22 protein-coding genes are annotated in these 25,683 nt (G+C 50.5%); 20 read left to right on the forward strand and 2 right to left on the reverse strand.

The features are described from left to right. The first annotated feature begins 36 nt into the window (after nt 1-36). Nucleotides 37-1,413: a TlpA disulfide reductase family protein gene (locus K2G41_RS06325; RefSeq protein ID WP_300116530.1), complete on the forward strand. Its 1,377-nt coding sequence runs from the start codon at nt 37-39 to the stop codon at nt 1,411-1,413. Between the two features lie 6 nt (nt 1,414-1,419). Here K2G41_RS06325 and K2G41_RS06330 read toward each other — a convergent pair whose 3' ends face one another. Continuing rightward, nucleotides 1,420-2,670: a peptidase U32 family protein gene (locus K2G41_RS06330; RefSeq protein WP_300116532.1), complete on the reverse strand. Its 1,251-nt coding sequence runs from the start codon at nt 2,668-2,670 to the stop codon at nt 1,420-1,422. 207 nt (nt 2,671-2,877) lie between these two features. Between K2G41_RS06330 and ruvB the strand changes: the two genes are divergently transcribed. The 11 genes from ruvB (at nt 2,878) to K2G41_RS06385 (ending at nt 14,249) form a co-directional block, all read left to right on the forward strand. Next, nucleotides 2,878-3,894, forward strand: coding sequence for a Holliday junction branch migration DNA helicase RuvB (gene ruvB, locus K2G41_RS06335; protein WP_300116534.1), 1,017 nt, complete (start codon nt 2,878-2,880; stop codon nt 3,892-3,894). Between the two features lie 127 nt (nt 3,895-4,021). After that, on the forward strand, nt 4,022-4,255 hold the full coding sequence (locus K2G41_RS06340; protein ID WP_300116536.1) for a DUF4160 domain-containing protein: 234 nt from the start codon (nt 4,022-4,024) through the stop codon (nt 4,253-4,255). Nucleotides 4,256-4,267: 12 nt separating this feature from the next. Beyond that, the gene (locus K2G41_RS06345) at nt 4,268-4,693 is read left to right on the forward strand and encodes a DUF2442 domain-containing protein (protein ID WP_300116538.1); all 426 of its coding nucleotides are present in this window, start codon (nt 4,268-4,270) and stop codon (nt 4,691-4,693) included. Nucleotides 4,694-4,731: 38 nt separating this feature from the next. Continuing rightward, entirely contained in the window at nt 4,732-6,222 is a 1,491-nt protein-coding gene (locus K2G41_RS06350; RefSeq protein WP_300116539.1) for an oligosaccharide flippase family protein, read from the forward strand. 124 nt (nt 6,223-6,346) lie between these two features. Continuing rightward, nucleotides 6,347-6,886, forward strand: a complete 540-nt coding sequence (locus K2G41_RS06355; RefSeq protein WP_300116541.1) for a shikimate kinase — start codon at nt 6,347-6,349, stop codon at nt 6,884-6,886. A 32-nt stretch (nt 6,887-6,918) separates the two neighbouring features. Then, nucleotides 6,919-8,100: a hypothetical protein gene (locus K2G41_RS06360; protein WP_300116543.1), complete on the forward strand. Its 1,182-nt coding sequence runs from the start codon at nt 6,919-6,921 to the stop codon at nt 8,098-8,100. Nucleotides 8,101-8,125: 25 nt separating this feature from the next. After that, a complete protein-coding gene (locus K2G41_RS06365) occupies nt 8,126-8,770 on the forward strand; it encodes a ribonuclease H family protein (protein WP_300116545.1) in 645 nt (214 codons plus the stop codon). A gap of 465 nt (nt 8,771-9,235) precedes the next feature. After that, a complete protein-coding gene (locus tag K2G41_RS06370) occupies nt 9,236-10,720 on the forward strand; it encodes a TolC family protein (protein ID WP_300116547.1) in 1,485 nt (494 codons plus the stop codon). A gap of 62 nt (nt 10,721-10,782) precedes the next feature. Continuing rightward, on the forward strand, nt 10,783-11,802 hold the full coding sequence (locus tag K2G41_RS06375; RefSeq protein ID WP_300116549.1) for an efflux RND transporter periplasmic adaptor subunit: 1,020 nt from the start codon (nt 10,783-10,785) through the stop codon (nt 11,800-11,802). Between the two features lie 80 nt (nt 11,803-11,882). Then, complete coding sequence (locus tag K2G41_RS06380; protein ID WP_300116551.1) at nt 11,883-13,037, forward strand: ABC transporter permease; 1,155 nt, start codon at nt 11,883-11,885, stop codon at nt 13,035-13,037. A 15-nt stretch (nt 13,038-13,052) separates the two neighbouring features. Further along, nucleotides 13,053-14,249: an ABC transporter permease gene (locus tag K2G41_RS06385; protein ID WP_300116553.1), complete on the forward strand. Its 1,197-nt coding sequence runs from the start codon at nt 13,053-13,055 to the stop codon at nt 14,247-14,249. Between the two features lie 14 nt (nt 14,250-14,263). Here the strand turns inward: K2G41_RS06385 and K2G41_RS06390 are convergent, their stop codons facing one another. Further along, the gene (locus K2G41_RS06390) at nt 14,264-15,370 is read right to left on the reverse strand and encodes a DUF4421 family protein (protein ID WP_300116555.1); all 1,107 of its coding nucleotides are present in this window, start codon (nt 15,368-15,370) and stop codon (nt 14,264-14,266) included. A gap of 146 nt (nt 15,371-15,516) precedes the next feature. Between K2G41_RS06390 and K2G41_RS06395 the strand changes: the two genes are divergently transcribed. From K2G41_RS06395 to K2G41_RS06430, 8 genes are all read left to right on the forward strand, one after another. After that, entirely contained in the window at nt 15,517-15,885 is a 369-nt protein-coding gene (locus K2G41_RS06395; RefSeq protein WP_300116557.1) for a YccF domain-containing protein, read from the forward strand. 158 nt (nt 15,886-16,043) lie between these two features. Then, a complete protein-coding gene (locus K2G41_RS06400; protein ID WP_300116559.1) occupies nt 16,044-17,717 on the forward strand; it encodes a hypothetical protein in 1,674 nt (557 codons plus the stop codon). A 234-nt stretch (nt 17,718-17,951) separates the two neighbouring features. After that, complete coding sequence (locus tag K2G41_RS06405) at nt 17,952-18,182, forward strand: hypothetical protein (RefSeq protein ID WP_300116561.1); 231 nt, start codon at nt 17,952-17,954, stop codon at nt 18,180-18,182. A gap of 200 nt (nt 18,183-18,382) precedes the next feature. After that, nucleotides 18,383-20,179, forward strand: a complete 1,797-nt coding sequence (gene rpsA / locus K2G41_RS06410) for a 30S ribosomal protein S1 (RefSeq protein WP_300116563.1) — start codon at nt 18,383-18,385, stop codon at nt 20,177-20,179. Nucleotides 20,180-21,297: 1,118 nt separating this feature from the next. Further along, nucleotides 21,298-21,510: a Phr family secreted Rap phosphatase inhibitor gene (locus K2G41_RS06415; RefSeq protein ID WP_300116564.1), complete on the forward strand. Its 213-nt coding sequence runs from the start codon at nt 21,298-21,300 to the stop codon at nt 21,508-21,510. Nucleotides 21,511-21,825: 315 nt separating this feature from the next. Then, nucleotides 21,826-22,404: a hypothetical protein gene (locus K2G41_RS06420; RefSeq protein WP_300116566.1), complete on the forward strand. Its 579-nt coding sequence runs from the start codon at nt 21,826-21,828 to the stop codon at nt 22,402-22,404. An 80-nt stretch (nt 22,405-22,484) separates the two neighbouring features. Beyond that, a complete protein-coding gene (locus K2G41_RS06425) occupies nt 22,485-25,052 on the forward strand; it encodes a hypothetical protein (protein ID WP_300116568.1) in 2,568 nt (855 codons plus the stop codon). Continuing rightward, nucleotides 25,036-25,641: a hypothetical protein gene (locus tag K2G41_RS06430; protein ID WP_300116570.1), complete on the forward strand. Its 606-nt coding sequence runs from the start codon at nt 25,036-25,038 to the stop codon at nt 25,639-25,641. The genes K2G41_RS06425 and K2G41_RS06430 overlap by 17 nt, the downstream gene beginning before the upstream one ends. Nucleotides 25,642-25,683 lie beyond the last annotated feature (42 nt).

Here is a 25,683-nt window from a genome sequence, read left to right on the forward strand (position 1 = left end):
TCATCTAAATAATTTGTTAATTAGGCTTATTGTGAAATGATTTCAAACATATTTAAGCTTCTCTTGACCGGTGTGGGTATCCTCATATCCATACCGGTCCTGTCATCACAGACACAAACAGTGCCTCCGGTGAAGATCTCCGGTCAGGTCAAAAATCTCCAGAAAAAATCAGCGCGGGTCATCACGCCGATTGAATGTAACCCTGTAAAGATAAAGCGTCATGCGACGAACCTTGACTCTTTAGGACGCTTCTCAACGGAAATGAATATTCCTTTCGGCCATGACTTCACTATATATTATGACCGTAAGTTTTACGGGGCATACGCAGAGCCGGGCGATTCACTGTACATTGAAATTGATGCTACCGATCTCAATTCCGCGCCGAAATTCAGTGGTGACCGAGCTGAATTCAACAATCAGTTCAGCAAAGCATACAAATCTCTCACCGGTGGGTTCTATAAGGAATTTTCCGACCCGACAAGGAGTACCGATGAGTTCAGGGAGGACCTGTACAGAAAAATCGACTCGGATCGGAAGGTGATTGCCGCATATTCCGACAGTGTCGGGCTCCGTCCTGACGTGCGGGAGCTGATCGAACGCTGTGCCCTCTTTTCTGTAGCAAACACAGCCATGGATAATATCGGCCGGATGCCGTACAGTGATAGACTGTCGATATTCACTGACAGTGTTTTTGAAATCGGTAACGATGAGAACTGCAAGGAGTTGATGTACCTCCCTCATGTAAGTAATTATCTCTCATCATTGTTTCATACGACCGAGAATGCAGATTCACTATTGACAGTATTTACCGAGACCTATCCCAAGAGCCTCACACGCGACCTGTTCTATTCCTACCTGTTGGAGGGTGCAGATGAACCTTTAACGATCGATCCCGCTCTTTTTTCTCTTGCCGCCCTCGCTCCCGCGCAGGAGGATGATACGAATCCACAACTTACAGATATGATCCTGAACGACTACATATATGAGTTCGCAGACGGGCAATCGAAGGCGACAAACTTCAATAATCTTGCTGAGCTCTTGAAAGAGCGATATGCCGGAAAGTATGTCTATCTTGACCTTTGGGCCACATGGTGCGGTCCTTGCCTCATGGCGCATAAAAGTCTGCCTGAAGTCGCACAGTTCTTCAAGGATGACAACGTCGTGTTTGTCAGCGTGGCCATGAAGTCCGATCCTTCAGCATGGCGGAAGATGTTGATGGCAGGATTTCCGTCCAATAGTTTTCACTATATCATTCCTGACGACGATTCGGCGGAGCAGATCATGAGCCGTCTGGCTGCCGGAGGTTTCCCTTCGTTTTATCTCATAGCTCCCGACGGATCGATTGTCAATAACGATCCACCGCGTCCGGGCAATCCGGAGATCTTCGATTTCCTCCGGACGAATGTCAAGTGATCACGTTCAATTGTCAATTCCAGTCTTCTCCCAGATGTAGAGGCGGTCGGATGGACGTATCTTGCGGGGAACTTTTATGGAGAAGTTGTCACCCTTCTTGACCATCGGGACAGGGTCGTATTCGAGGCGCAGCTCCTCGACCGTGAGGATGATTGCCCCGGTATCAGTTCCGGTGATGACAACTTCGTCGCCGACATGCAGTTCGCCGGCTTCCATCACGAATTCGCCTACGCCGAGTTTCGGGAAATAGCGCACACCTTTGGCGGCATAGCGTTTCACGCGGGTGGCCGACGAGCCGTATTTTGCCGACCACTCGCCAAGGCGTTGTCCGAGATAGTAACCGTCCCAGAATCCACGGTTGAAAATCTTCGACAGCTCATTGTCCCAGCGTTGGATCTTCTCGTCAGTGAATGTGCCTGAGCAGATAGCGTCGATAGCCTCGGAATATGATTGTACAGCGATTTTCACATATTCCGGTCCGCGGGCACGACCTTCGATCTTGAACACTCTCACCCCGGCATCGATCATTTTGTTGAGGAAATGGATGGTCTTGAGATCCTTGGGCGACATGATATACTTGTTTTCAACAGCAAGCTCATCGCCTGTCTCACGGTCAGTTACCGTGTAGCCTCGGCGGCATATCTGTGTGCAAGCACCACGGTTGGCACTTGAATTCATCTCGTGGAGGCTGAGGTAGCATTTGCCGGACACGGCCATGCAGAGCGCACCGTGGCAGAACATTTCGATGCGTATGCGCTCGCCTTTCGGTCCGCGGATATCCTCACGTTCGATGGCATCAGCGATCGCCTTGACCTGATCGAGATTCAGTTCACGGGCGAGCACCATCACGTCGGCAAATTGTGCGAAAAATCTCACGGCCTCGATGTTCGTCACATTTAGCTGTGTGGATATGTGGACCTCGACACCGATACTGCGGGCGTATGAGATGGCGGCGATGTCGCTTGCAATGATGGCGGATATGCCGCTTTCCTTTACGGCGTCGATCACCGAGCGCATTTTGTCAAGCTCGCCGTCATAGATGATGGTGTTGACGGTGAGATAGGTTTTCACTCCGGCTTCGTCGCAGATCGATGCGATGTTGCGGAGATCGTCAAGAGTGAAATTGACGGAGGAACGGGAACGCATGTTGAGACCCTCGACTCCGAAATATATTGCGTCAGCTCCGGCCTCGATGGCGGCGTGGAGTGATTCGTAGCTCCCGACAGGAGCCATTATTTCAAAATCTTTTCTATTCATTACTTCTGCTGTGTATGGATGGCTTTGGGTGTGTGGCAAAATGATTGGATTTTTTTCACGGAGCTTTAAGCCAAAGTAAATTCTTGTTAGGCAAAGTTAGCCAAAATTGGAATTATCTCCAAAATAAGCGGCGGTATGGAGATGCTTTCCTGCCGGTAGGTGTGGAAAATCACGCTTTTTGTGTAACTTTGTAGCAAAACTAAGCAAATGGATTCAGAATTTGACATACATGACCGCTTGAGTGCTGACAAAGATTTCGAGAAGGCGTTGCGCCCCTCGTACTTTGACTCGTTCAACGGTCAGGAAAAAGTGGTCGAGAACCTCAAAGTGTTCGTGCAGGCTGCACGGATGCGTGGCGAGGCCCTTGACCATCTGCTCCTCTTCGGCCCTCCCGGACTCGGCAAGACCACGCTTGCCGGTATTATAGCCAATGAACTCGGCGTGAATTTCAAGGTGACATCCGGACCTGTACTTGACAAGCCCGGCGATCTTGCTGGCATACTCACCTCGCTGGAGGAGAACGATGTGCTATTCATCGACGAGATCCACCGTCTGAGCAGGGTGGTGGAGGAATATCTCTATTCGGCAATGGAGGACTACCGCATTGATATTATGATAGACAAGGGGCCGGGAGCGCGTTCGGTGCAGCTCTCGCTGTCGCCTTTCACACTTGTCGGTGCGACCACTCGTTCGGGTATGCTGACAGCTCCGATGCGTGCGCGTTTCGGCATAAACTGTCATCTTGAATATTATGACCATGAGGTGCTCGAACGTATCATACTCCGTTCGGCGGCTCTTCTTGGTGTCAAATGCACGGCTGAGGCGGCCCACGAGATTGCATTGCGCAGCCGAGGTACTCCCCGAATAGCTAATTCACTTCTGCGCCGTGTGCGTGATTTCGCGCAGGTCAAGGGCAACGGTGACATCGAACCGGAGATTGCACGTTTTGCACTCGAAGCCCTCAACATAGACCGCTACGGACTCGATGAGATGGACCATAAGTTGCTATTGACCATGATCAATAAGTTTGAGGGTGGCCCTGTCGGACTTTCAACCATAGCCACTGCTATCGGTGAGGAGCAGGACACAATCGAGGAGGTTTATGAGCCTTTCCTTATCATGGAGGGATTCCTGCGGCGCACTCCACGCGGACGCGAGGTGACATCACTTGCCTATACACATCTGAAGATCAATCCCCCGACGGTCATGGGAGCTTTGTTCTGATAGCGCAGTAGTGGAAGTTGGTCCAACCAAACGTTTCGCAGGTCATACGGCATACGCGGCACGCCGCGTCCCTACAGCCTGTATCATAGCCATTTAAGATAATAAACCACAAAATCAGGTCAGTATAATGCCGACAGTACTTTATATATTCGGAATACGATTTTTCTTCTATCCTAATGATCATGAACCGATTCATGTTCATATCGAGTATCAGGGAAAATCAGCAAAGATCAAGGTTTCACCTGAGATTGAGCTTATAGAGAACAATGGACTGAAATCCCAGACTATAAAGAAGGCCATGGAAACTGTGGAGTTCTATCAGGATGATATAATCGCCGAATGGCATAAAGTGTTTGGTTAAAAAGGTATTAAGATGAAACAATCCATACAAAAATTATGGTTTGCCGATGGACGGATATGGATCTTGACTTCTGATGATCAGGAGCGTGCCCTTCCCTTGGAGGTGTTTCCGGCGTTGTTCTATGCTACGGATGCTGAGAGGAATGCGTTTTATCTGTGGGATGAAAACAGGAGCATACGTTGGGATGGACTTGACGAGGATATCCATATTTCGAATTTCTTTGAGGAAGAAACGGTTGATTATGATAATGAGGTCAACCGTCTGCTTTCAAGGTTTCCGTATCTTGACATGAAAGCGTTTGCCGACTATATCGGTATTCACTGGACTCTGCTCGCACGCTTGAAATTCGGAGTTGTAAAGGCTTCAGAATCAATTTTGAAGAAGATCCGTGACGGCATTATCGCTATAGGTAAGGAAATGTCGGCCGCCGTATTGTGATTGATTAACCCATTTCAAACAAGTATATTTTTTAATCAATGGCTGGAATAAAATCGCTTGCCAAGGATACGGCCATCTATGGCTTGAGCAGCATCATCGGGCGTTTCCTCAACTGGTGTCTGGTGCCGCTCTACACGCAGATGTTTCCATCGTCGGAATACGGCGTGGTGAGCTACATATATGCCATCGTGGCTCTTGCTCTCATAGTCCTGACCTACGGAATGGAGACAGGCTTCTTCCGTTTCGCAAATCATGAGCGTTACAAAGATCCGATGGAGGTCTATTCGACATCGTTGATTTCGTTGGCGGTAAGTTCGACAGCATTTCTTGCACTCGTGCTTATCTTCATCAAGCCGATATCCGGAGCGATGCACTCGGCCTTGCATGAATCATACGTGGTGATGATGGCCATTGCCGTCGCCTGCGATGCTTTCACGGCTCTGCCGTTTTCCTACCTGCGTTTCCGTAAGCGGCCTATGCGTTTCGCGGCCCTGAGACTTATAAATATAGGGCTTAACATCGGGCTCAACCTTTTCTTCATCCTGATCTGTCCGTGGCTGTGGAAACAGGCACCGGGGTGGATCGCGTGGTTCTATGATCCGGATTTCGGCATAGGCTATATCTTCCTTGCCAATATGGTCACATCGGTCATCAACGTCGTGCTGCTTCTGCCCGAACTCCGTGGTTTCCCCTATAAGTTCAACCCGCGTCTGTGGCGGGAGATGATTATTTATTCAGCTCCACTGCTCGTGCTCGGAATAGCCGGTGTGATGAATCAGACACTTTACTCCATCCTCTTTCCGCTGCTATATACCGACAAGTCCGAGGCAATGTCGCAGCTGGGTATCTATGGTGCGAACCTGAAGATAGCCATTGTGATGGTGATGTTCATTCAGGCATTCCGCTTCGCCTACGAGCCGTTTATCTTTGCGAGAGCCAAAGAGCGCGGTGCGGATCAGCTGCAGAGCTACAGCGATGCCATGAAATATTTTGTCATTTTCGGTATGATTATTTTCCTTGCCGTGATGTTTTATCTCGACATACTGCGCCACTTCATCGCCGCGAGTTATTTCAGCGGTCTGAAAGTAGTGCCTATAGTTATGATTGCCGAATTTTTCTTCGGGATATTCTTCAATCTATCTCTCTGGTATAAGCTCACCGACAAAACGGCTTGGGGCATGTGGTTCTCTCTTCTCGGCCTCGCCATAACGGTGGTGCTCAACGTAGTGCTCGTGCCTCGCTACGGCTACATGGGTTGTGCTTGGGCTTCGTTTGCCTGCTATGGAACAATGATGGTGGTAAGCTATGTCATGGGACAGATCAAATATCCGATCAACTATAATCTTCCGCGTCTGACATTCTATTTTCTCAGTGCCGTCCTGCTGTGGTTTATTGCCGAACTGATAGCGTTCGGCAATCGTCCGTGGCTCAACATGATCATCCGCACCCCCCTTCTCCTTGCCTACATTTTCATGGCCATGCGCATGGAACACATCACCTTCCGCGACCTCATCCCACGCAGGAGGTAGGGAAATTTATATCTGTAAAGTATGAATATCAGGAGTTTTGATGCGATAATGAAAAAAGAGCCGAAAAAATGGCTAAATTTGCAGATGAGTTAAAAAAAGAACGATCAAACGTTGAATGAATCCGATGAAGGCAATATTCCTTATAGGCTACATGGGCAGTGGGAAATCCACCCTCGGCAAAGCCCTCGCACAGCGGTGCGATATCAGTTTCATTGATCTCGATGACTACATCGAAGAACGGGCCGGAAAGAAAATCCGTGAGATTTTCGCCGAGGACGGTGAGGCTGCTTTCCGTGATCTCGAACGTCGTATGCTCCTTGAGATCAGTGATATGGACAATGTGCTGGTGGCATGCGGAGGCGGTACGCCTTGCTTCGGCGACAATATGGCGCTGATGAACTCACGCGGAATCACCGTGCTGCTCCAGACATCACACGAACGGCTGTTTGAACGCCTGAAACGTGGCCGCCACAAGCGTCCGCTCATAGCCTCGCTGACTGATGAGGAACTTGACGGATTCATAACCGAACAGCTTGCCAGACGCATGGTTCATTACGGGAAGTCGGCTGAGGTCTTTGACTCTACACTGCTTGAGGATGAGAATCAGGTCGAGACCAAATGTGAGGCTTTCATAGACCGCTTCAACCTCCCTCGCAAAAAGTAAGGCTAAACACTCTATAAAATCAGCTGAAAATCATGGTTCAGGAGATACCTACACCGCAGGAGCAACCGCAGGAGACCTGTACGGCCCACAGAGGTTTCGTCATCGGTCTCCCTGCATGTGACTATCCGTTTGAACGCCGTTTCCCTCTCACCCCGGAGGCTGCGGGACAGCTCATTGAGCGCGGTTTCAGGGTGAAAATGCAGGAGAATGCAGCCCAATGCATCAACTATACCGACAACAGTTATATGCGCGTAGGTGTGGAGATTGTCAGCCGCGACGAGACGCTGCGGAGCGACATCGTGATCCATCTCGCGCCGATGACCTCACGCGATGTGTCGCGTATGCGCCGCGGAGCCATGCTCCTGACCTTGCTCAAACCTTCGGATCAGAACCGTGAGGCTGTACGCGAACTACTTAACCGCCACATAATCTCCATAGCGGTGGATCTTATTGAGGATTCACGCGGATGCACTCCCTTTGCCGACATTCTCGCCGAGATAGATGGCCGCGCATCCATAGCGATGGCCTCGTCGCTGCTTGCCGACTCTACGCGGGGCAAGGGAATACTGCTCGGAGGTGTGGCCGGAATCATTCCCTGCGAGACCCTCATCATCGGTTCGGGAATTGCGGCCTGTGCTGCGGCCCGTTCGGCTGTCGGACTCGGATCAACGGTGAGGATGTATGACAACGACGTCTATTCCCTCCGTCGCGCACAGCAGGAACTCGGACCGTGGGTCATCACCTCCACGCTCCATCCCCACACTCTTGAAAACGCTCTCCGCAGTGCCGACGTTGTCGTTGTGACTCCAACCGATGAGCCATTTGCCGTGAGCCGTGAACAGACGGCACTGATGAAGCGCGGAGTACTTTCGTTTGACCTCGCATCGGACACGGGGGCGGCTTTCCCCGGAATGCTTGCGGTTGATCTTGCAGGTGCGTTTGCCGTCAGCAATTCTGCCTCTATACGTGAGCGCGTCTGCTTCACCCATGCCGGATGTGCGGTGGCGCGCACTGCCGCAATGGCCTTGAGCAACACGTTCCTCACGCTCATGAATTCGATTGTCAGCTGTGAAGGGGTTAGCAACGCACTTAAACTCCTTCCCGGTATGCAGAAAGCCACGTTCACATTCTTCGGCCGCATAGTCAATCCGCGCATAGCCCGTGCCATCGGTATGCGCAGCGTCGATATCAGCATCTATCTCACACTTTCCTGAAAACCCTAAAGCCTTATTTGTAATAATGTCACCGAGAAGGAAATTCTACGTCGTATGGAACGGTCATGCCACCGGAGTCTTCGATTCATGGGAGGAGTGTCAGTTGCAGATCAAGGGCTATCCCAACGCCAAGTTCAAGAGTTTCGACTCGCAGGAGGCAGCTGTGGCTGCTTACAGGGGTGATCCCGCCGAACAGCTCGAACTCCTGCAGGCCATAGCCAAAGGTCCGGCTGTCAAGGTGAACTATGAGGCTATCCCGGAGATCAAACTCGATGCGCTTGCCGTTGATGCCGCATGTTCGAAAAATCCCGGACCGGTCGAGTATCAGGGCGTATGGGTACGGACCGGTGAACGAATATTCCATATAGGCCCGATCGAGGGTGGGACAAATAATATCGGTGAGTATCTCGCCCTTGTCCATGGACTTGCCCTCCTCCACAAGCAGGGTCAACCCTATACACCTATATATACAGACTCGAAGACAGCACGTTCGTGGGTGCGCAACCGTCAGCCAAAGACATCACTGAAACCTACTGCGAAAAATGCTCAGCTTTTCGAGATGATCCGCCGTGCTACCCTCTGGCTTCAGACCCATGAGATCACCAACCCGATCCTCACGTGGGATACTCCCAACTGGGGTGAGATACCGGCCGATTTCGGAAGAAAGTAAATAAATGTAGTGTTTATGTGCTCATCAGCATTCACCATTATAAGCCTAAATCGGACAGGGCTTCTCTCCCGTGGATTATCGCTCAGAGTGTGCTTACGGTGGTGATGATGGTAGTCCCATGTCTGCTTGACTGATCGCTTTTTGGACAAGGGCGGAGACAGGAGGGATTTATTGAATATTATAGTAGTTTTTTAGAGCGATGCTGTGTCAGGATTAGCTCTACAATTGGAAGTTTGTATATTTTGACACGGCCTCCAAGATAAGACCGCGGAGGGGCCATGATGCTCCGGGGGAATTGCCATGCGTGAAACTGACCAATAATTGGAATTTATGCGCTTAATTTTCATTTGAAAAATTTAAACTTTTATTGGTTAAAAGAGGTTATATTTGCATACCCGCCTACTGAGTATAAATCCAGTATGGGTGTCACCACGTATTCAACTAAGTTTCCAACTATTAAAAATCATGGCAACACGAAGATTTTTCCTCGCTTTACTTGGACTCTGGGCTTTCGGCACAGCGATTGCGCAGACATCCGATGTCGCGGAGGGGAGTGTGCTCTCTCTCGAACAGTGCCGGGAAATGGCTCTAAAAAACAATAAGAATCTGAGGCGGTCAGCCCAGCAGATCAAGGTGGCCGGCTATGAGAAAGATCAGGCGTTCGCTGCATATCTTCCTGCGCTTGACTTTGCCGGTGGATACATGTATAATCAGAAAGGTGTATCAGTCCTTGGTTCTGACCAGCTTCTACCGATCAAGACGTTCGATCTCGAAAAGAAAGGCTACGAATTCAATTTTGTAAAAAATCCTGTCACCGGTGAGCCGGTGATGGTTGATGGAAAACCCATTCCTGAGGAGGTTGCATTTCTGCCAAAGGAGGCATTGAGCTACGACCTTCACAACGTATTTTTCGGCGCCGTGACTCTTACACAACCCATCTTCATGGGTGGCAAGATCGTCGCCATGAATAAAATCACCGGCTATGCCGAGAATCTGGCGCGTGCGATGCACGACAATGCCGCGCAGGATGTGGTTTATGCCGTGGATGCCGCATACTGGCAGGTAGTGTCGCTGAAGGCCAAACAGAAACTTGCGGTCAGCTACGTGAATCTGCTCGATACCCTCAGCCACAACGTCTCGCTGATGGTCAAGGAGGGAGTCGCCATCAAGCGCGACCAGCTGACGGTTGATGTGAAGCTCAACTCCGCTCAGATCGACCTCACTAAAGTCGATAACGGACTGGTGCTTTCTCGCATGGCTCTCGCACAGGTGTGCGGAATGCCCGTCCATACGGTGTTCACCCTTGCTGATGAGGATGCAGCTACCATTGCCGGTGCAAGTGCCCCGATAGCCGGAAGCTACAATATGGAGGAAGTCTATTCCTCGCGTGACGATCTCCGTGCCCTCGAACTCGGCGTTAAGATATATAAGGAAAAGGAAAATGTGGCCCGTGCGTCGATGATGCCTAATCTCGCCCTCGTCGGCTCATACTCCTTCTCGAATCCTAACATGTTTGACGGCTTCCAGAAGAAATTCAGCGGTATGTTCTCCGTCGGTGCTATGCTCACCGTCCCCATCTGGCACTGGGGTGGAAATTACAACAAACTCCGTGCAGCGAAAGCTCAGACCGTAGCTGCCCGTCTCGAACTCGACAATGCCAAGGATCTCGTCGATCTTCAGGTCAATCAGGCTTCGTTCAAGGCTCAGGAGGCTGTCAAGACTTTCAACATGACCGAGACCAATCTCGCAAAGGCCGACGAAAATCTACGCTGTGCGACACTTGGCTTCCGCGACGGTGTGATGACGGTCGATAACGTCATGGAGGCACAGACGGCATGGCTCAAGGCTCATTCGGAAAATGTCGATGCCCGTATAGACGTATATCTCTGCGATGTCTATCTCAACAAGGTGCTCGGTCGTCTCGACGTGAGTGCACCGGTGGTCAAGTGAACCCCATGCTTTTAAATTATTGAAAAAACGGAAATCCCAACCTTATAAAATTTCTCTGAATCATGTCAGATACAAAGAATAACCCCGCTGCAACTCCCGAACAGCGCGAAAACAAACTTCTCATGGTGGCCATGGGCGTGATGGTGGTCATCTGTATCGTTCTTGCCATTCTCGGCTTCTGTTTCCTCAACAAGCCGCAGGATATCGTCGAAGGTCAGGCCGACGCTACCTCAATCCGCATTTCCGGCAAGCTCCCCGGACGCGTCGTCAAGCTCTATGTCCATGAGGGCGATCAGGTAAAGGCCGGCGATACGCTCGTCCACATTCATTCTTCACTCGCCGATGCCAAGCTCATGCAGGCCGAAGGCATGGAGACGGTGGCACGTACACAGAACCAGAAGATCGATGCAGGTACACGCTCGCAGATCATTCAGGCCGCACGCGATATGGCCACTCAGGCTGAAGCAGCGGTAAGTATCACCAAGAAAACCTACACCCGCATGGAGAATCTCTTCAAGGAGGGTGTGATCTCCGAGCAGAAACGCGATGAAGCGAAAGCCGCCTATGACGCAGCCGTGGCCGCACATCAGGCTGCCAAGAGCCAGCTGAGTCTTGCACAGGCAGGCGCGCAGAGAGAAGATAAGGAAAGCGCGGCCGCCATGGTGGATGTCGCCAAGGGCGGTGTGGCCGAAGTCCAGAGCCTTCTTGAAGATCAGTATCTCATTGCTCCGTGCGACGGTCAGATCGATGCCGTCTATCCCGAAGAAAGCGAACTCGTGTCGCTCGGTGCGCCGATCATGAGCCTGCTGAAGCTTAGCGACAAGTGGGTGACTTTCAATGTCCGCGAGGAACTCCTCAACGATATGCCTATGGGCAGTGAGATTGAAATCATGATCCCGGCTCTCGGCGAGAAAAAGACCAAGGCCAAGATCTACTATATCCGTGACCTCGGCACTTACGCCACATGGCAGGCCACCAAGGCCACCGGCCAGTGGGACAGCAAGACCTTCGAAGTCAAGGCTCATACTGTCGAGGCCATTCCTGAACTCCGTCCCGGCATGACAGTGGTCTATTTCAAATAAGTTCTGACCGTGTGGACGTGAGATCCGCCACCTCTCTCCGATCTTCCAAATAGTTAACTCCACATTTACGTGATAGCTCCATGCTTCTAAGAATAATCAAACGCGAACTCCGCCGGCTCACATCACGCAAGATCTACATCTTCATGATGTTTATCGTGCCCCTCGGCTTTACCCTGTTCTTTCTCAATCTGATGAGTGAGGGTCTGCCGTTGCAGATCCCTGTGGGTATGGTCGATCTTGACCAGACGTCGCTCTCACGCAAGGTGGGACGTTCGCTCAGCGCAAGCGAGCTGATCGATCTTTCTCACTCGCCACGGAGTTTCCATGAGGCCATGCAGCAGGTCAGGAGCGGTGAGATCTACGGTTTCTTCCTGATTCCTTCCGATTTTCAGAAAAAGGCTCTGAGCGGTGAGACTCCGACCCTGTCGTTCTATTCCAATATGACCATCTTCGTCCCCGGCTCGCTCTCTTACAAGGGATTCAAGACCATAGCGGTCGGCACGAGCGGCGGCGTGGTCAAGACCACTCTCGTAAGTCTCGGAATAGGGGAGGAGGAAGCCGGATCACTGATCCAGCCGTTAGTGATCACCTCCCATCCGCTCAATAATCCTTGGCTCAATTACTCGGTCTATCTTTCGCAGTCCTTCATTCCCTGTCTGCTTGCCCTTATAGTCCTGCTTGTGACTGTGTTCAGCATCTGTCAGGAGAAAAAGACCGGGACGTCTGTCGAGTGGCTTGCGATGGCCAAGGGCAATATGGCGGTCGCGCTTGCTGGCAAACTCCTGCCGCAGACGGTCATCTTCACGCTCGTCGGGGTGGCCATGCAGGCAATGATGTTCGGATTCATGCACTTCCCGCTCAACTGCACGCCGGTCAACATGCTCCTTGCCATGCTCCTCCTTGTCATGGCCTGTCAGGCTTTCGCGGCTTTCATCACCGAAATGCTCCCCAATCTCCGAATGGCCTTGAGCATTGTTTCGCTCACGGGTATCCTTTGCTTCTCGATAGCCGGTTTCTCATTCCCGGTCGATAAGATGTATGGCGGAGTGGCAATCTTCTCTTACCTTGTCCCCATCCGTTATTATTTCCTCATCTATATTGATCAGGCACTCAACGGAATTCCTCTCTACTATTCAAGATTTTATTACATGGCCCTTCTGGCCTTCCTTCTTCTTCCCGTCATCGGTATGCGTCGTCTGCGCAATCAGCTTCTGCATCCCGTCTATGTGGAATAAGCTTTACTCAACGCTATGAACTGGTTAAAAAGTCTTTTCAGAGTCTGGCGCCGGGAAACACGCCTTGTGTTTACGGACATGGGCGTGATCCTCTTCTTCTTCGCGCTTCCCATCGCCTATCCGGTGGTCTATACACTCATCTATAACCCTGAGGTGGTCAAGAAGATTGACACCGTGGTGGTTGACAACTCCCGCACTGCCGAGAGCCGCGAACTTGTTCGTGAGCTCGGTGCCACGCAGTCCTTCAACATCATAGGCTATGCCTCTGACATCAATGAGGCTAAGACTGCTTGGCACGAGAAGAAGTGTTACGGTGTCGTCGAGATCCCGTCGGACTATGCCACGCGTCTTGGACGCGGAGAGCAGGCCGTGGCCCAGTTCTATTGCGACCTTTCACTGATGATCCGTTACCGTCAGTATCTTTTCTCGCTGACCGACGTGCAGATGAACGAGGCTATGCGCATTACATCACAGCGTCTTGCGCAGGGCGGTCTCATCACGAGCAGCATCGAGGGCCTTCCGGTCAATTCTCAGGCCAATTTCCTCGGCGACGTCACTCAGGGATTTGCGTCTTTCGTCATGCCCGGTGTTGTCGTGCTGATCCTACAGCAGAGTATGCTCCTCGGCATAACCATGCTTGCCGGCACTGCCCGTGACCGCCGCCGTCGCAACGGTGGCATCGACCCCCTCGACTACAATGCCGGTCCGCTTGCGACTGTGCTCGGAAAATCGCTCTGCTATATGATGATCTACCTTCCGCTGAGCTACTACATCCTTGAAATTATCCCATACATGTTCGCCCTGCCCCATGTCGGGACATTCTGGAACTTCATGCCGATGGTGTTTGTCATGCTCCTCGCCACTACCTTCCTCGGCCAGACCATTCAGGTCTTTGTCCGCGAACGTGAGTCGAGCCTACTTGTGGTGGTGTTCACCTCCGTTGTGTTCCTCTTCCTTTCAGGACTCACATGGCCGCGCTATGCGTTCAACAAGTTCTGGTACATGATCTCCGAACTCGTCCCATCCACACTCGGCATAGAATCGCTTATCCGTATCAACAGCAACGGCGCGACAATCTCCGACCTCGGCCAGTATTACTGGGGTCTATGGGCTCTCACCGGTCTCTACTTTGTGACCGCGCTCCTTATCCGCTATTTCGCCACCCGTGGACTGCGGACTCAGGCCATCCCGACAACCGGCGACGTTGGCTGATCCTGTCTTGCGCTTCAGAATCTCATTCCGACGATCAGCGTCAGTGACGATATGGTGTTGAAGTGCGTGAAAGTTGAGTTGTAGAACAGCGATCCGTATGACCGTAGCTGGGCTGACGCGAACAGTGCGCCGTGGTTATATACGCAGCTCATCGAGAAGCGGTAACCGTTTGCGAGCATATTGCGCGCGCCTTCGGTGTCGTCCTCATAAGTGCGCTTGTAACCGACCACGCCCAACAGTGTGGCGTTGAGCAGCCATTTCCGTGGACTCAGTGCCCAGTTGCGCGCGTAGCCTCCGAGCAGGGCTATGTCGCGGTAATGGAACCGGTATTTTGATATGCCGAGAGGAAGCTCTGCCAGCATGTCGGGAGGCAGTTCCGAAAAGTTTATGCTTATATCCTGTTCGCTGTAATTGAATCCCGCGAGTGCAGTTCCTGCCGTCCTTAGCTGATATTTTGAAAATGAATAGGCGGCCGAGTGGGAATACTTGTAATGATTGAAGAAATAATACGCGTCCAGATTAGTGGATATCAATTTCGCATCGTCGAAATCATAATGAATTTTCTTCCCGTCGTTATAGTCGCCGAGACGTGTCAGGATCATGCCTCCTTCAGACGATACCTTGCTGTAGTTGATAAAGAATCGTGAGCACGAGAAGTCAAAATTGAATGTGCGTCGCTGTGTGTCGTGATCGAAAAGCCGGTCCATGTTCCACATATAGCCCACGCTCACGGCCATGAAGCTTAGATAACCGCCCGCGTCCGAAAAAAGGTTGGAATGCATCGAGATCAGTGAATTTTTCGGAAAAATCATTGTCTGGGTCTCGATCCAGTTGTAAGCCTTTCCCTGAAGTTTCCAGTTTTTGCCTGTGCCGACCACGTAAGCGGTATCGTAGGAATTGAAAGTCTTGTCGCCCCAGTTATAGACATTGAGTGCGAAGCGCGGAAAAGCCGGATAGCAGATGGTCGAGTCATGGATCTGGAATCCGTTGTTTATGAGCTGGCCTATCCACCTCGTGGAGCTGCGAGGCAGTGAATCGCAGGGGTTAGTCTCCGCTGCGGCCTCTGCGCTTCCGGCTATGACGGAAGTGAGCAGCAGGACTACGATCAATGTATTTCGCACAAAAATCCTAAGCATAATAAATAGTTCCCTCGTGAGTGTCATGGACAATCAACTGCAAAATTACGCATTTCCTTGCAATTTTTTCGGTATTGTCGTAAATTTACCATCTCAAAGGACTATAAAGCTAATTAATCAGCATTTTGCACATGAAAATACTTCTCAATATAATATGGGTGGTATTTGGCGGACTCATGATAGCCGTTGAATATGCCGTGTCGAGTCTTGCGTTGATGATAACCATTATCGGAATACCTTTCGGATTGCAGACTCTGAAACTCGCCCTCGTCGCCCTCTGGCCCTTCGGGACTGACATTGTCGATGACGGGTGGCCGTCAGGTTGCCTCGCCGGAGTGATGAATGTGATCTGGTGGTTTGTCGGCGGAGTGCCCATCGCGCTGACTCATCTGCTATGGGGCATAATCTTCTGTCTGACAGTCATCGGAATCCCCTTCGGCCTCCAGCATTTCAAGCTGATGAAACTCGCCCTCTTCCCCTTCGGTAAGGGATTGGATTGACGGTTCGTATCAGACCGCGTTGGAGTAGTAGTATGCGTATGGAAAAGCATATCTGTTTGTCCAAAATATTGTTCGGTGTACTTTTGTTATGCCTTGTCTCGTCATGCCGGCAGGAGAGTAGAAATTTTGACTATTATCTTGAACTGGCTGAGGAAAATTTGGAGACAGCACCGGACTCTACCGCCTACCATCTGCTCCATGATAGTATAGATGATTCGATGCTCTCATCTGCCACCCAACGTCAGCTGATAACTTATTGGTATTTGCTGGCTCGTATGTCCATGACTTTGTCTGTTAAAGTGCCGAAAGATTTCTATCTTAGTGCCTGTGCGAGATATTTCAGTGAAAATGAGCCGTCTCCTTTGGCCGTAAAGGCTTTTGTCTTATGGAGTGAACAGCTTAGGGGTAGCGGAGACTATTCCTATGCTATTGTTCCCGCACTGCGTGCCTATAAGACAGCTCTTGACTTGGATAATGAGGGGCTGCGCCTTATGGCCGAGAGAGAGTTGGCGGAAGTGTTGGGGCGCGCTCCCGGAATCAGGGATGCTGTCCCCCACATCGATTGTCTGGTCGATTTTGTCGGAGGAGCTGGTAAGTTGGATCGTTTGGCCACCTTGTCGAAATTTGTTTTTGATGCAGGATGTGACACTGTATCCTCATCTGTCACGGTTGCTACCGACAGTATTCCCGCAGCGACTTCTAAGATTGATAAGGCATTTGGGGGATTGGGGCTGCATGCGGTCATGGGTGATTTTGACAAGGCAGAGATTTATGGTGACTCGCTGCTGATACACATGTCGGGTAGGGGAGGTCATGCAGCTGCGTGTGCTGATGTTGCCAACGTGAAAGCTGAACTTGGAAAGTATGATGGAGCTTCCGCCCTACTTGCGCTTGCCCGTGGGCATCTTGTTGATTGGCGTGACTCGCTTCATTATGGACTTGCCGTGGCGAAACTGGCTGACAAATCAGGCATGACGGATGATAGAAAGGTATGGAAGAATGTGGCGGATAGTCTGTTTGATAACCATTATGATGACTTGATACGAAGAACACTATCTTTACGCCTGCAAAACATCTATGAAGATGAGACAAATATGGCTCTCTTTAAGGAAGAGAAGACGCGGAAGCAGTGGGTTCTATCATTGATCGGGATAACGTTAAGCCTGATTTTAGGCATTTTGTTTTATCGTTACAGGATTCAGAAAAAGAATGCTGAAATCAATAGGAAAATAACGGAAGTGATGCTCCTTACACGTGAATTGGATGAAGCGAAAGCCGACAATACAGTTCTTGACAAGAGGATGGAAGAACAAAGCAGTGATATGGCAAGATTGATCGGTGTCCTGTCGGAAAAGGAAACAGAGATAAGTATGCTGAGTGCTGCAATGACCTATGACCGATCCGAAAGACAACGGCTTTCAGCAATGGTGAGCGATCTGCTTCGTGGACGCTTCTCGCACCTGAATACTATTATTAATGAATATAGCGGACTTCAGGAATCGGAGGAAAACTACTTCGTATTCTACAAGAATATAGAATATGAGCTTGAAAAGATACGTCGTCCGAAAAACATCGCAGAAATAGAGCGTATGGTTGACGAATGTAAGGATGGCATTATCGGAAAGTTGAGAGTGCAGATTCCGGGGATGAAGGACCGTGATGTTACATTGGTAACCCTTACATTGGCCGGACTCAACGCGCGTGCCGTCGGTCTCTTCCTTGGAATACAGGGCAACTCCACTTACAAATTGAAGAAACAGATCATCAATCAGATCTCCGGATCTGATGCTAAGGATAAGGATTGGTTTCTTTGTGAGCTTGGAAGCTGTTGAATATCAGTAAAATAGCGTTGTGAATTCGTAAGTCGTTGCATATCAGTGAATTAGTCTAGAATGAAATTTTGTTAGACGGTCCTTGTCTAATTGATTGAATAATAGTGTATTATCTGTTGTGTGGATTAAAATAATTTCAACGTGAAAGCGTGCTGTTGTGATTATTAATGATGAACTTTGCATTTAACTTTTTAAGAGTTACTTACTTATTTTTTTACATAAAGTTGAATTATTATGTGTGAGCTATTGTTTATTGAGGCTATAGGACTCGTGCTGCTATGGATTGCGGCTCTTGTGATCGCATTAGGCCCGATGATCTACGGAATGTCTCTCTGTCTGAACAACGACAGGCTTTCGGGTGGCATGAAAGTCCTGTGGTGTCTGGCGTTTTTCTCATCGAGTGTGCTTGCTTTAGTAGCCTATTTTGCCATCTACAATTCCCGTCGTGATGAGGACGCTATGTAGCTCCGGTATGCTTTACGGAGTATCGAGTGCGGTTTTTACGCTTAGGTGTCCTCGGAATCTGTGGCCGAATGTTGAAAACTTGCTGAAAAATCAATGTGATAAACGCTTGTGGATTGGAATTTTATTCCTACCTTTGCAGCGTTTTGCGGGCTTGTGCCTGCAGACGTAGAATTAACCTTATTTATTAACCCCATTTTTTAATGACTGAAGAAGTAAAAAACTCCCCGATCGCTGACTTCGATTGGGAAGCCTACGAAAAGGGTGAGACCAAGGGTGAAAAGACCCGTGAGGAACTCACCAAAACCTATGATGAATCGCTCAACACCGTGCGTGACAAGGACGTAATCGAAGGTACCATCATCGCCCTCAACAAGCGTGAGGCTGTGGTTAACATCGGCTACAAGAGCGACGGCATCATCCCCATGAGCGAATTCCGCTACAACCCCGACATCAAGGTGGGTGACACTGTTGAAGTCTTCATCGAAAATCAGGAAGACAAGAAGGGTCAGCTCATCCTTTCTCACCGCAAAGCCCGTGCAGCCCGCTCTTGGGATCGCATCAACGAGGCTCTTGAGAAAGACGAAGTCATCAAGGGCTACATCAAGTGCCGCACCAAAGGCGGCATGATTGTCGATGTGTTCGGCATCGAGGCCTTCCTCCCCGGATCTCAGATCGACGTCAAGCCCATCCGCGACTACGACATCTTCGTTGGCAAGACAATGGAGTTCAAGGTCGTGAAGATCAATCAAGAATTCAAGAACGTGGTTGTCAGCCACAAGGCACTCATCGAGGCCGAGCTCGAACAGCAGAAGCGCGAGATCATCGCCAAGCTCGAAAAGGGTCAGGTGCTCGAAGGTTCTGTCAAGAACATCACCAGCTACGGTGTGTTCATCGACCTTGGCGGTGTTGACGGCCTCATCCACATCACAGACCTCTCTTGGGGCCGCGTAAGCCACCCCGAAGAAGTGGTTCAGCTCGATCAGAAGCTCAATGTCGTTATCCTCGACTTTGACGATGAGAAGAAGCGTATCGCCCTCGGTCTCAAGCAGCTCCAGCCCCATCCTTGGGATGCCCTCGACGCAGACCTCAAGGTTGGCGACAAGGTTAAGGGTCGCGTAGTCGTTATGGCTGACTACGGCGCATTCGTTGAGATCGCCCCCGGCGTTGAAGGTCTCATCCACGTGAGCGAAATGTCTTGGAGCCAGCACCTCCGCTCTGCTCAGGACTTCCTCAAGGTTGGCGACGAGATCGAAGCCGTTATCCTTACCCTCGACCGCGAGGACCGCAAGATGTCACTCGGTCTCAAGCAGCTCAAGAACGATCCTTGGGAGAACATCGAGACCAAGTATCCCGTCGGCAGCAAGCACACTGCTAAAGTGCGCAACTTCACCAACTTCGGCGTATTCGTTGAAATCGAGGAAGGCGTTGACGGTCTCATACACATCAGCGACCTCTCTTGGACCAAGAAGGTTAAGCACCCCAGCGAGTTCACTCAGATCGGTGCTGACATCGACGTTCAGGTTCTCGAAATCGACAAGGACAACCGTCGTCTCTCTCTCGGCCACAAGCAGCTCGAAGAGAATCCTTGGGACGTATTTGAAACCGTATTCACCGTTGGTTCTGTTCACGAAGGAACTATCATCGAGATGGTTGAGAAGGGCGCAGTCATCGCTCTCCCATACGGTGTTGAAGGCTTCGCAACTCCCAAGCACCTCGTTAAGGAAGACGGCTCTAAGGCTCAGGTCGATGAGAAGCTCAACTTCAAGGTGATCGAGTTCAATAAGGACAGCAAGCGCATCATCCTCTCACACAGCCGCATCTTCGAAGATGAGCAGAAGGGCGAACGCGCTGAAGCTCCCAAGAAGGCAGCTGGCAACCGTCGTGGTGGCAACCGTCGTCAGGAAGAGGCTCCCGCCCTCAATGCTCCTCTCGAAAAGACCACTCTCGGTGACCTCTCAGCTCTCGCTGAACTCAAGCAGAAGCTTGCAGGCAAGTAAAAATCGCCGATTGGCAAGTGTCGGGATCTAATCCCGTCCAACCAACATATCAGCAGGAATCGTCCCTCGGACGGTTCCTGTTTTTTTATCCATAATATTTCGCAATTTGGCGTAATTTCTGATCCAATTTTTTATCGGACATCCTATGAATAGGTAGCGTTGTATGGAATATGTATTATTGCATTGAATGTATAGTATTGTGTGGAATGTGTAGTATTGTAGGGACGCGGCGTGCCGCGTATGCCAAATTGAATACATACGCCATTGAAAACCAGCGATAAATAAATATTCACCCAGCATCCAAATCCATATCCCAATTGCCTTTCTCCGTATTTTATCCGTATTTAATCTGGCATTTCATCCGTATTTCATCCGGCATACGCGGCACGCCGCGTCCCTACAAATATATTTTCCAAATATAAAATCACGGATCGGCATCGCATCATCCACTCCATCCATCAAACCGCGAAATGGTAATGCATCCAATTAACCGGCGGGGGGACGATGAATTTGCCCATTCATCCGCTAAACCGCGAAATGGTAATGTATCTAATTAACCGGCGGGGGATGATGAATTTGCCTATTCATCCGCTAAACCGCGAAGCGGTGATGCATTCGTAGCCCCATCACGACCGAGCGGAGGCGAGACAAAAAATGACCGAAGGGAAATTTTTGTCCGCCGATGCGAGGGAGGCATGGGGTTAAATGTCATTCCAGCCAACGTCGGCGTCGAAGACGTCGGCCAAAGGAACCGCAACTCTAAATCTATCGAAAAAACGAGATAAAAATACATTTCTACCTCAAAAAAATTAAAATCTCGGCATGAAATTGCGTAACACATTGACTATCAATATATTCGCCTCCTAAATCCTAAGACATTGAAAACAAGCCACTTATACCAAGGTTAAAAAATGAAATTTTAACCTATATCTAATCAATTGATATATAGGATATTAACATGGGTAAAGATTAAAATTATCAGGGCAAAAAATTCTTTATGCCTTATACGTTCATCCTAACTTTGCGTCAGAAAACAGAACGAAAACCGGGAGAAAAAACGACGGTCACGTTCCACCAAAAAAGAATAAAGTAAATAACCCCTTTAAAAACCCTGAACAATGAAAAAGCTGTCTTCCATCCTGATGTCTGCCCTCTTTATAGCAGTTACACTCATTTCCATGACATCATGCTCTGATAATGATGAACCTGAAATGCCCTACATCACTCCCTCCGAAAATAAGACCAATACGGATGATGTTCCTCCCTATGAAGTCACTGAAGGTGATTCAGGTAATGGCGGTGAATCAGTCACCTTTCCCGACCATTCCTGATTACCCTCGGATAGAATGACCTGTGATTAAAAAATGCAACATTTCCACCCCTTGGATTTGATACAAAACACCCCCTGAACATACATATACACTGATCATATACACTAAACAATAACATTTCATGCCCCTTTGTCAACGATCGAAAGGGGGACATGCATCGGAGTCGTGGCCCGCGAGGGTCGTGGCCTTGATGCGTTCTCGCGGCAGCAGTTGACTGATATATCACCTTCTGATCATGAAATCAGACGGGAAACATACTTTTTTCTTTAGGATTAAATGCGTAACTTTGCGAGGACTAAAAAATTGACAGAAATTATGAAAAGAGATTTCCTTATCATAATGCTCGTTGCCGTTGTCGGACTGATGACTGTAAGCTGCGGTGGGGGCGAAAAGAAAACCGAGACAGTGCCTGAGACCCAGACCAAGGAGGTCGAGGTGCAGAAATCGCAGCTCGAACAGGCTCTCACTTCCGGCGATCTGAAGCATGCATCCGTGATGGCCGACAGTATGTCGCTCTTCGTCGATGATTTCACTCCCGCGCAGACTGTTCAGGTGCTTACGGCTTTCGTGACCCTCCACAATGATGCTACCAAGCGGCACGAGGGACGGCGCGATCTTGAAACTCTCCGCAAGTTTGTGGATGTCTATGACATAGCTTTGAGTGTCAATCCCAAGGATACGCGCGAGGCATTCCGTAAGGCTCATGCAGCCAATCCCACACTTGATTTCGATTCTATTGCCAAGGCATTCCGCTCGCGTCTTAGGGATTATGACTCCATGCAGGACGGCTCGCTCGTCGGTGCGGCTGCCGAACGCGCCGACACGGTTAAGGCCGACTCCGTGACACCCAAGACTCAATCCGAACTTCCTATGGAGCTGCGCCCCGCAGAATGATTTCGCGGATAGTCATAGAGTAAGCAGCAATCTCCACACATATTGCATCTGATTTTTTTTAAGAGTTACTTATCACACCTATGCAGGAATTTATTAATAAATACCGTTCACTCCTCACATTTTTCGGCGGTCTGGTGATCATCGCCATCATTGCATTCGCATTTTTCTATCCCGATGCATCGGAGGGCAATCAGCTCCGTCAGCACGACATGCAGCAGGGCGTAGCCATCGGTCAGGAAGCCAAAGCCTATGCCGAGCAGACAGGTGAAGTGTCACGCTGGACCAACTCCCTCTTTTCGGGTATGCCAACCTTCCAGATTTCTCCATCTTATCCGTCGAGCGGCCTTTACAAGTGGATCGATACGGTGATGTCGCTCGGACTCCCGTCGCCTTCCTCACTGATAGCCATGATGATGACCGGATTTTTCATTCTGCTTCTTGCCATGAGGATGAGATGGTACGTCGCGCTGATCGGCGCGATTGCCTACGGATTTTCATCCTACTTCGTCATAATCATCGGTGCAGGTCACATCTGGAAATTCGTTACCCTTGCCTACATTCCTCCGACCATAGCCGGTATAGTTCTCTGCTATCGCGGACGTTATCTCGCGGGTGGCGCGTTGGCTGCCCTCTTTGCCATGATGCAGATTGCCTCCAATCATGTGCAGATGACTTACTATTTCCTTTTTGTCATTCTCGGTGTGATGATCGCCTGTTTGATCGATGCTATCCGTGGCGGTAAGCTCCGCCAGTGGGGCATAGCTACCGGTGTACTTGTGATCGCGGGAGGTCTGGCCGTGGCCGCCAACTCTCCGAGCCTCTATCTTACCTACGAATACGCCAAGGAGACCATGCGCGGTCGCCACAGCGAGCTTACCCAGTCAGGTCAGGGTGCGTCAGCATCTTCTCCAGCCGGTCTTGACAAGGACTATATCACTCAGTATAGCTATCAGCCCTCCGAAACCTTCTCGCTGCTGATCCCTAACATCAAAGGTGGTGCCTCGGCCAAGCCGGAGAAAGGCCGTATGGTGGCTATGAACCTCACTGATCTCCCCGACGCACAGAAGATGGTCAACGAAGGCAATCTTGATGCCATGCAGCAGCAATATCTCGGTTACATGAGCCAGTATTTCGGCGATCCCGAAGGTACTAATGGCCCTGTTTATGTCGGCGCGCTCATATTTGCTTTCTTCCTCCTCGGCTGCATCATTGTTCGCGGACCGATGAAATGGGCACTGGTAATTCTGACGGTGTTCTCGATAGTCCTCGCGTGGGGTCGTCACGCCATGCTGTTCACGGACTTCATGCTCTCGGTTGTCCCTATGTACTCCAAATTCCGCACGGTCGAAAGCATTCTGGTCATAGCCGAATTTACCATGCCGCTCCTTGCCGTCATGGCTCTGCAGCAGCTTCTGACCTCCGGCGATGCGTGGGAGCGTTACCGCAAGCCTGTCTGCTATAGTTTCGGTATCACACTCCTCATCTGTGCATTGGGTTTCTGCGTGCCGGAATTTTTCGGTAGCGCGATTTCCGACAGTGACCGCGACATCGACAATTACATCACGAGCGCACTCATGCAGCAGGGCTACGATGCGGCCACCGCACGCCAGTTCAGCCTTCAGAATCCTTCGATCTATTCTGCGGTGGAGAGTCTGCGTCTCGGTCTCGTAAGCTCCGACGCTCTCCGCAGTTTCATCCTCGTGGCTCTTGGAGGTGTTATCCTTGTGGCCTTCCTCCGCCGCAAGATCTCCACTGGAGTGACGGCTACCGTACTTGCCGTGCTCGTCCTCGGTGACCTGTATATGATCAACAAGCGTTATGTCAACCATGACAGTTTCGTGGCCAAGCAGCTCACCGTCGGCGCACCTATCGCCAAGACACCGGTCGATGAAGCTATTCTTCAGGACACCGACATGAACTATCGAGTCATGGACATCCCGCGTTTCGGCAGTGCCGATCCGTCGTATTACCATAAGATGATAGGCGGCTATCATGCGGCCAAGCTTACCCGCTATCAGGACCTGATTGACTGTCACCTCTCGCATTTCCAGCGCGGTGTGGAGACGGATGCGGACTGGAATGTGCTCAATATGCTCAATGCACGCTACGTGGTGAGCCTCGACGGGCAGGTGCTTCGAAACCCCGAAGCCTACGGCAACGCATGGTTTGTCGAGCACATAGATTATGTCGCCACTCCCGACGAGGAAATGGACATGCTTTCCAAGATCAACCCCCGCACAGTAGCCGTGGCCGACAAGAAATTTGAGCCGAAACTCGGTCAGGCATTCGCCCCGTCGCCTGCCGATACGATTGTAGAGACATCCTACGCACCAAATCGCCTGACCTACCGCAGCCATAGCCTCAAAGGTGGAGTGGCGGTCTTTTCGGAGATCTATTTCCCGTGGGGATGGACAGCCACGATCGATGGAAAGGAAGTGCCTCTCGGACGTGTTGATTACGTGCTGCGTGCCCTCCGCGTTCCTGCCGGTGACCATGAGATCGTGATGACCTTTGATCCGCCGTCGCTCCACGCCACCGACACTCTTGCTACGGTTGCGGTCATCCTGATCTACATTGCCCTTGCGGTAGCCTTGGGGTTTGCGGCCCGTCGTTATTTCGGACACGCCAAAGATGGTGAAGGTAAGTAGGTTTTACCGTTCCGTTCCGGGCTTCCGGCGCATTAAGCGTGCTTGGCGTAGCCGGGGGTTCGGCATTCATTCGCCTTTCGCCTTCCGGTTCATCACCTGTGTGCTCCGTCAGCGGTCACCTTATTACGGTTATGACCGTTTGCGGTCACTTGCGGACGGCCGGAGTGAGTTCCGCCGCGCCGCGCTGATCTTCCGCCTCGTATGCGAGTTCGTTCCGGATACGGTGGTCGTGGAGGCTGATCTGCCTGCAGTGATTTCCGCTTCTGTCAGGCTTGCCGACTCACGCATAAGGCTTATCGAGTCAGGCGGCATGGATGTTCTGCCTGACGGAAGCACTACGGTTATGCTGATCTGTAGGAAGATTACGCCGGATGATGCGGATGCCTCTCAGGATAGCTCAACCGGCCACGGTCTTATCGACAGCATTTTCTCGCAGGGTGGGGTAGTGGTGATCCTTGATACCGACCGCAGGTCATATCTCTCGCTCGCTCGCCGGATGAAATTCGGCATGAGTTTCACCAACCGTCGTACGGCTATATTTTTCAGCCGTGCCGACCTACCTCGTCAGGATTTTGAAGTCAATTTCTGAAAAAAACAGATATATAGCCTCATTTACAGAAAAATGTTGAAC

Source organism: Duncaniella sp. (genome assembly GCF_029056165.1).
In the GTDB taxonomy this organism is placed as follows: domain Bacteria; phylum Bacteroidota; class Bacteroidia; order Bacteroidales; family Muribaculaceae; genus Duncaniella.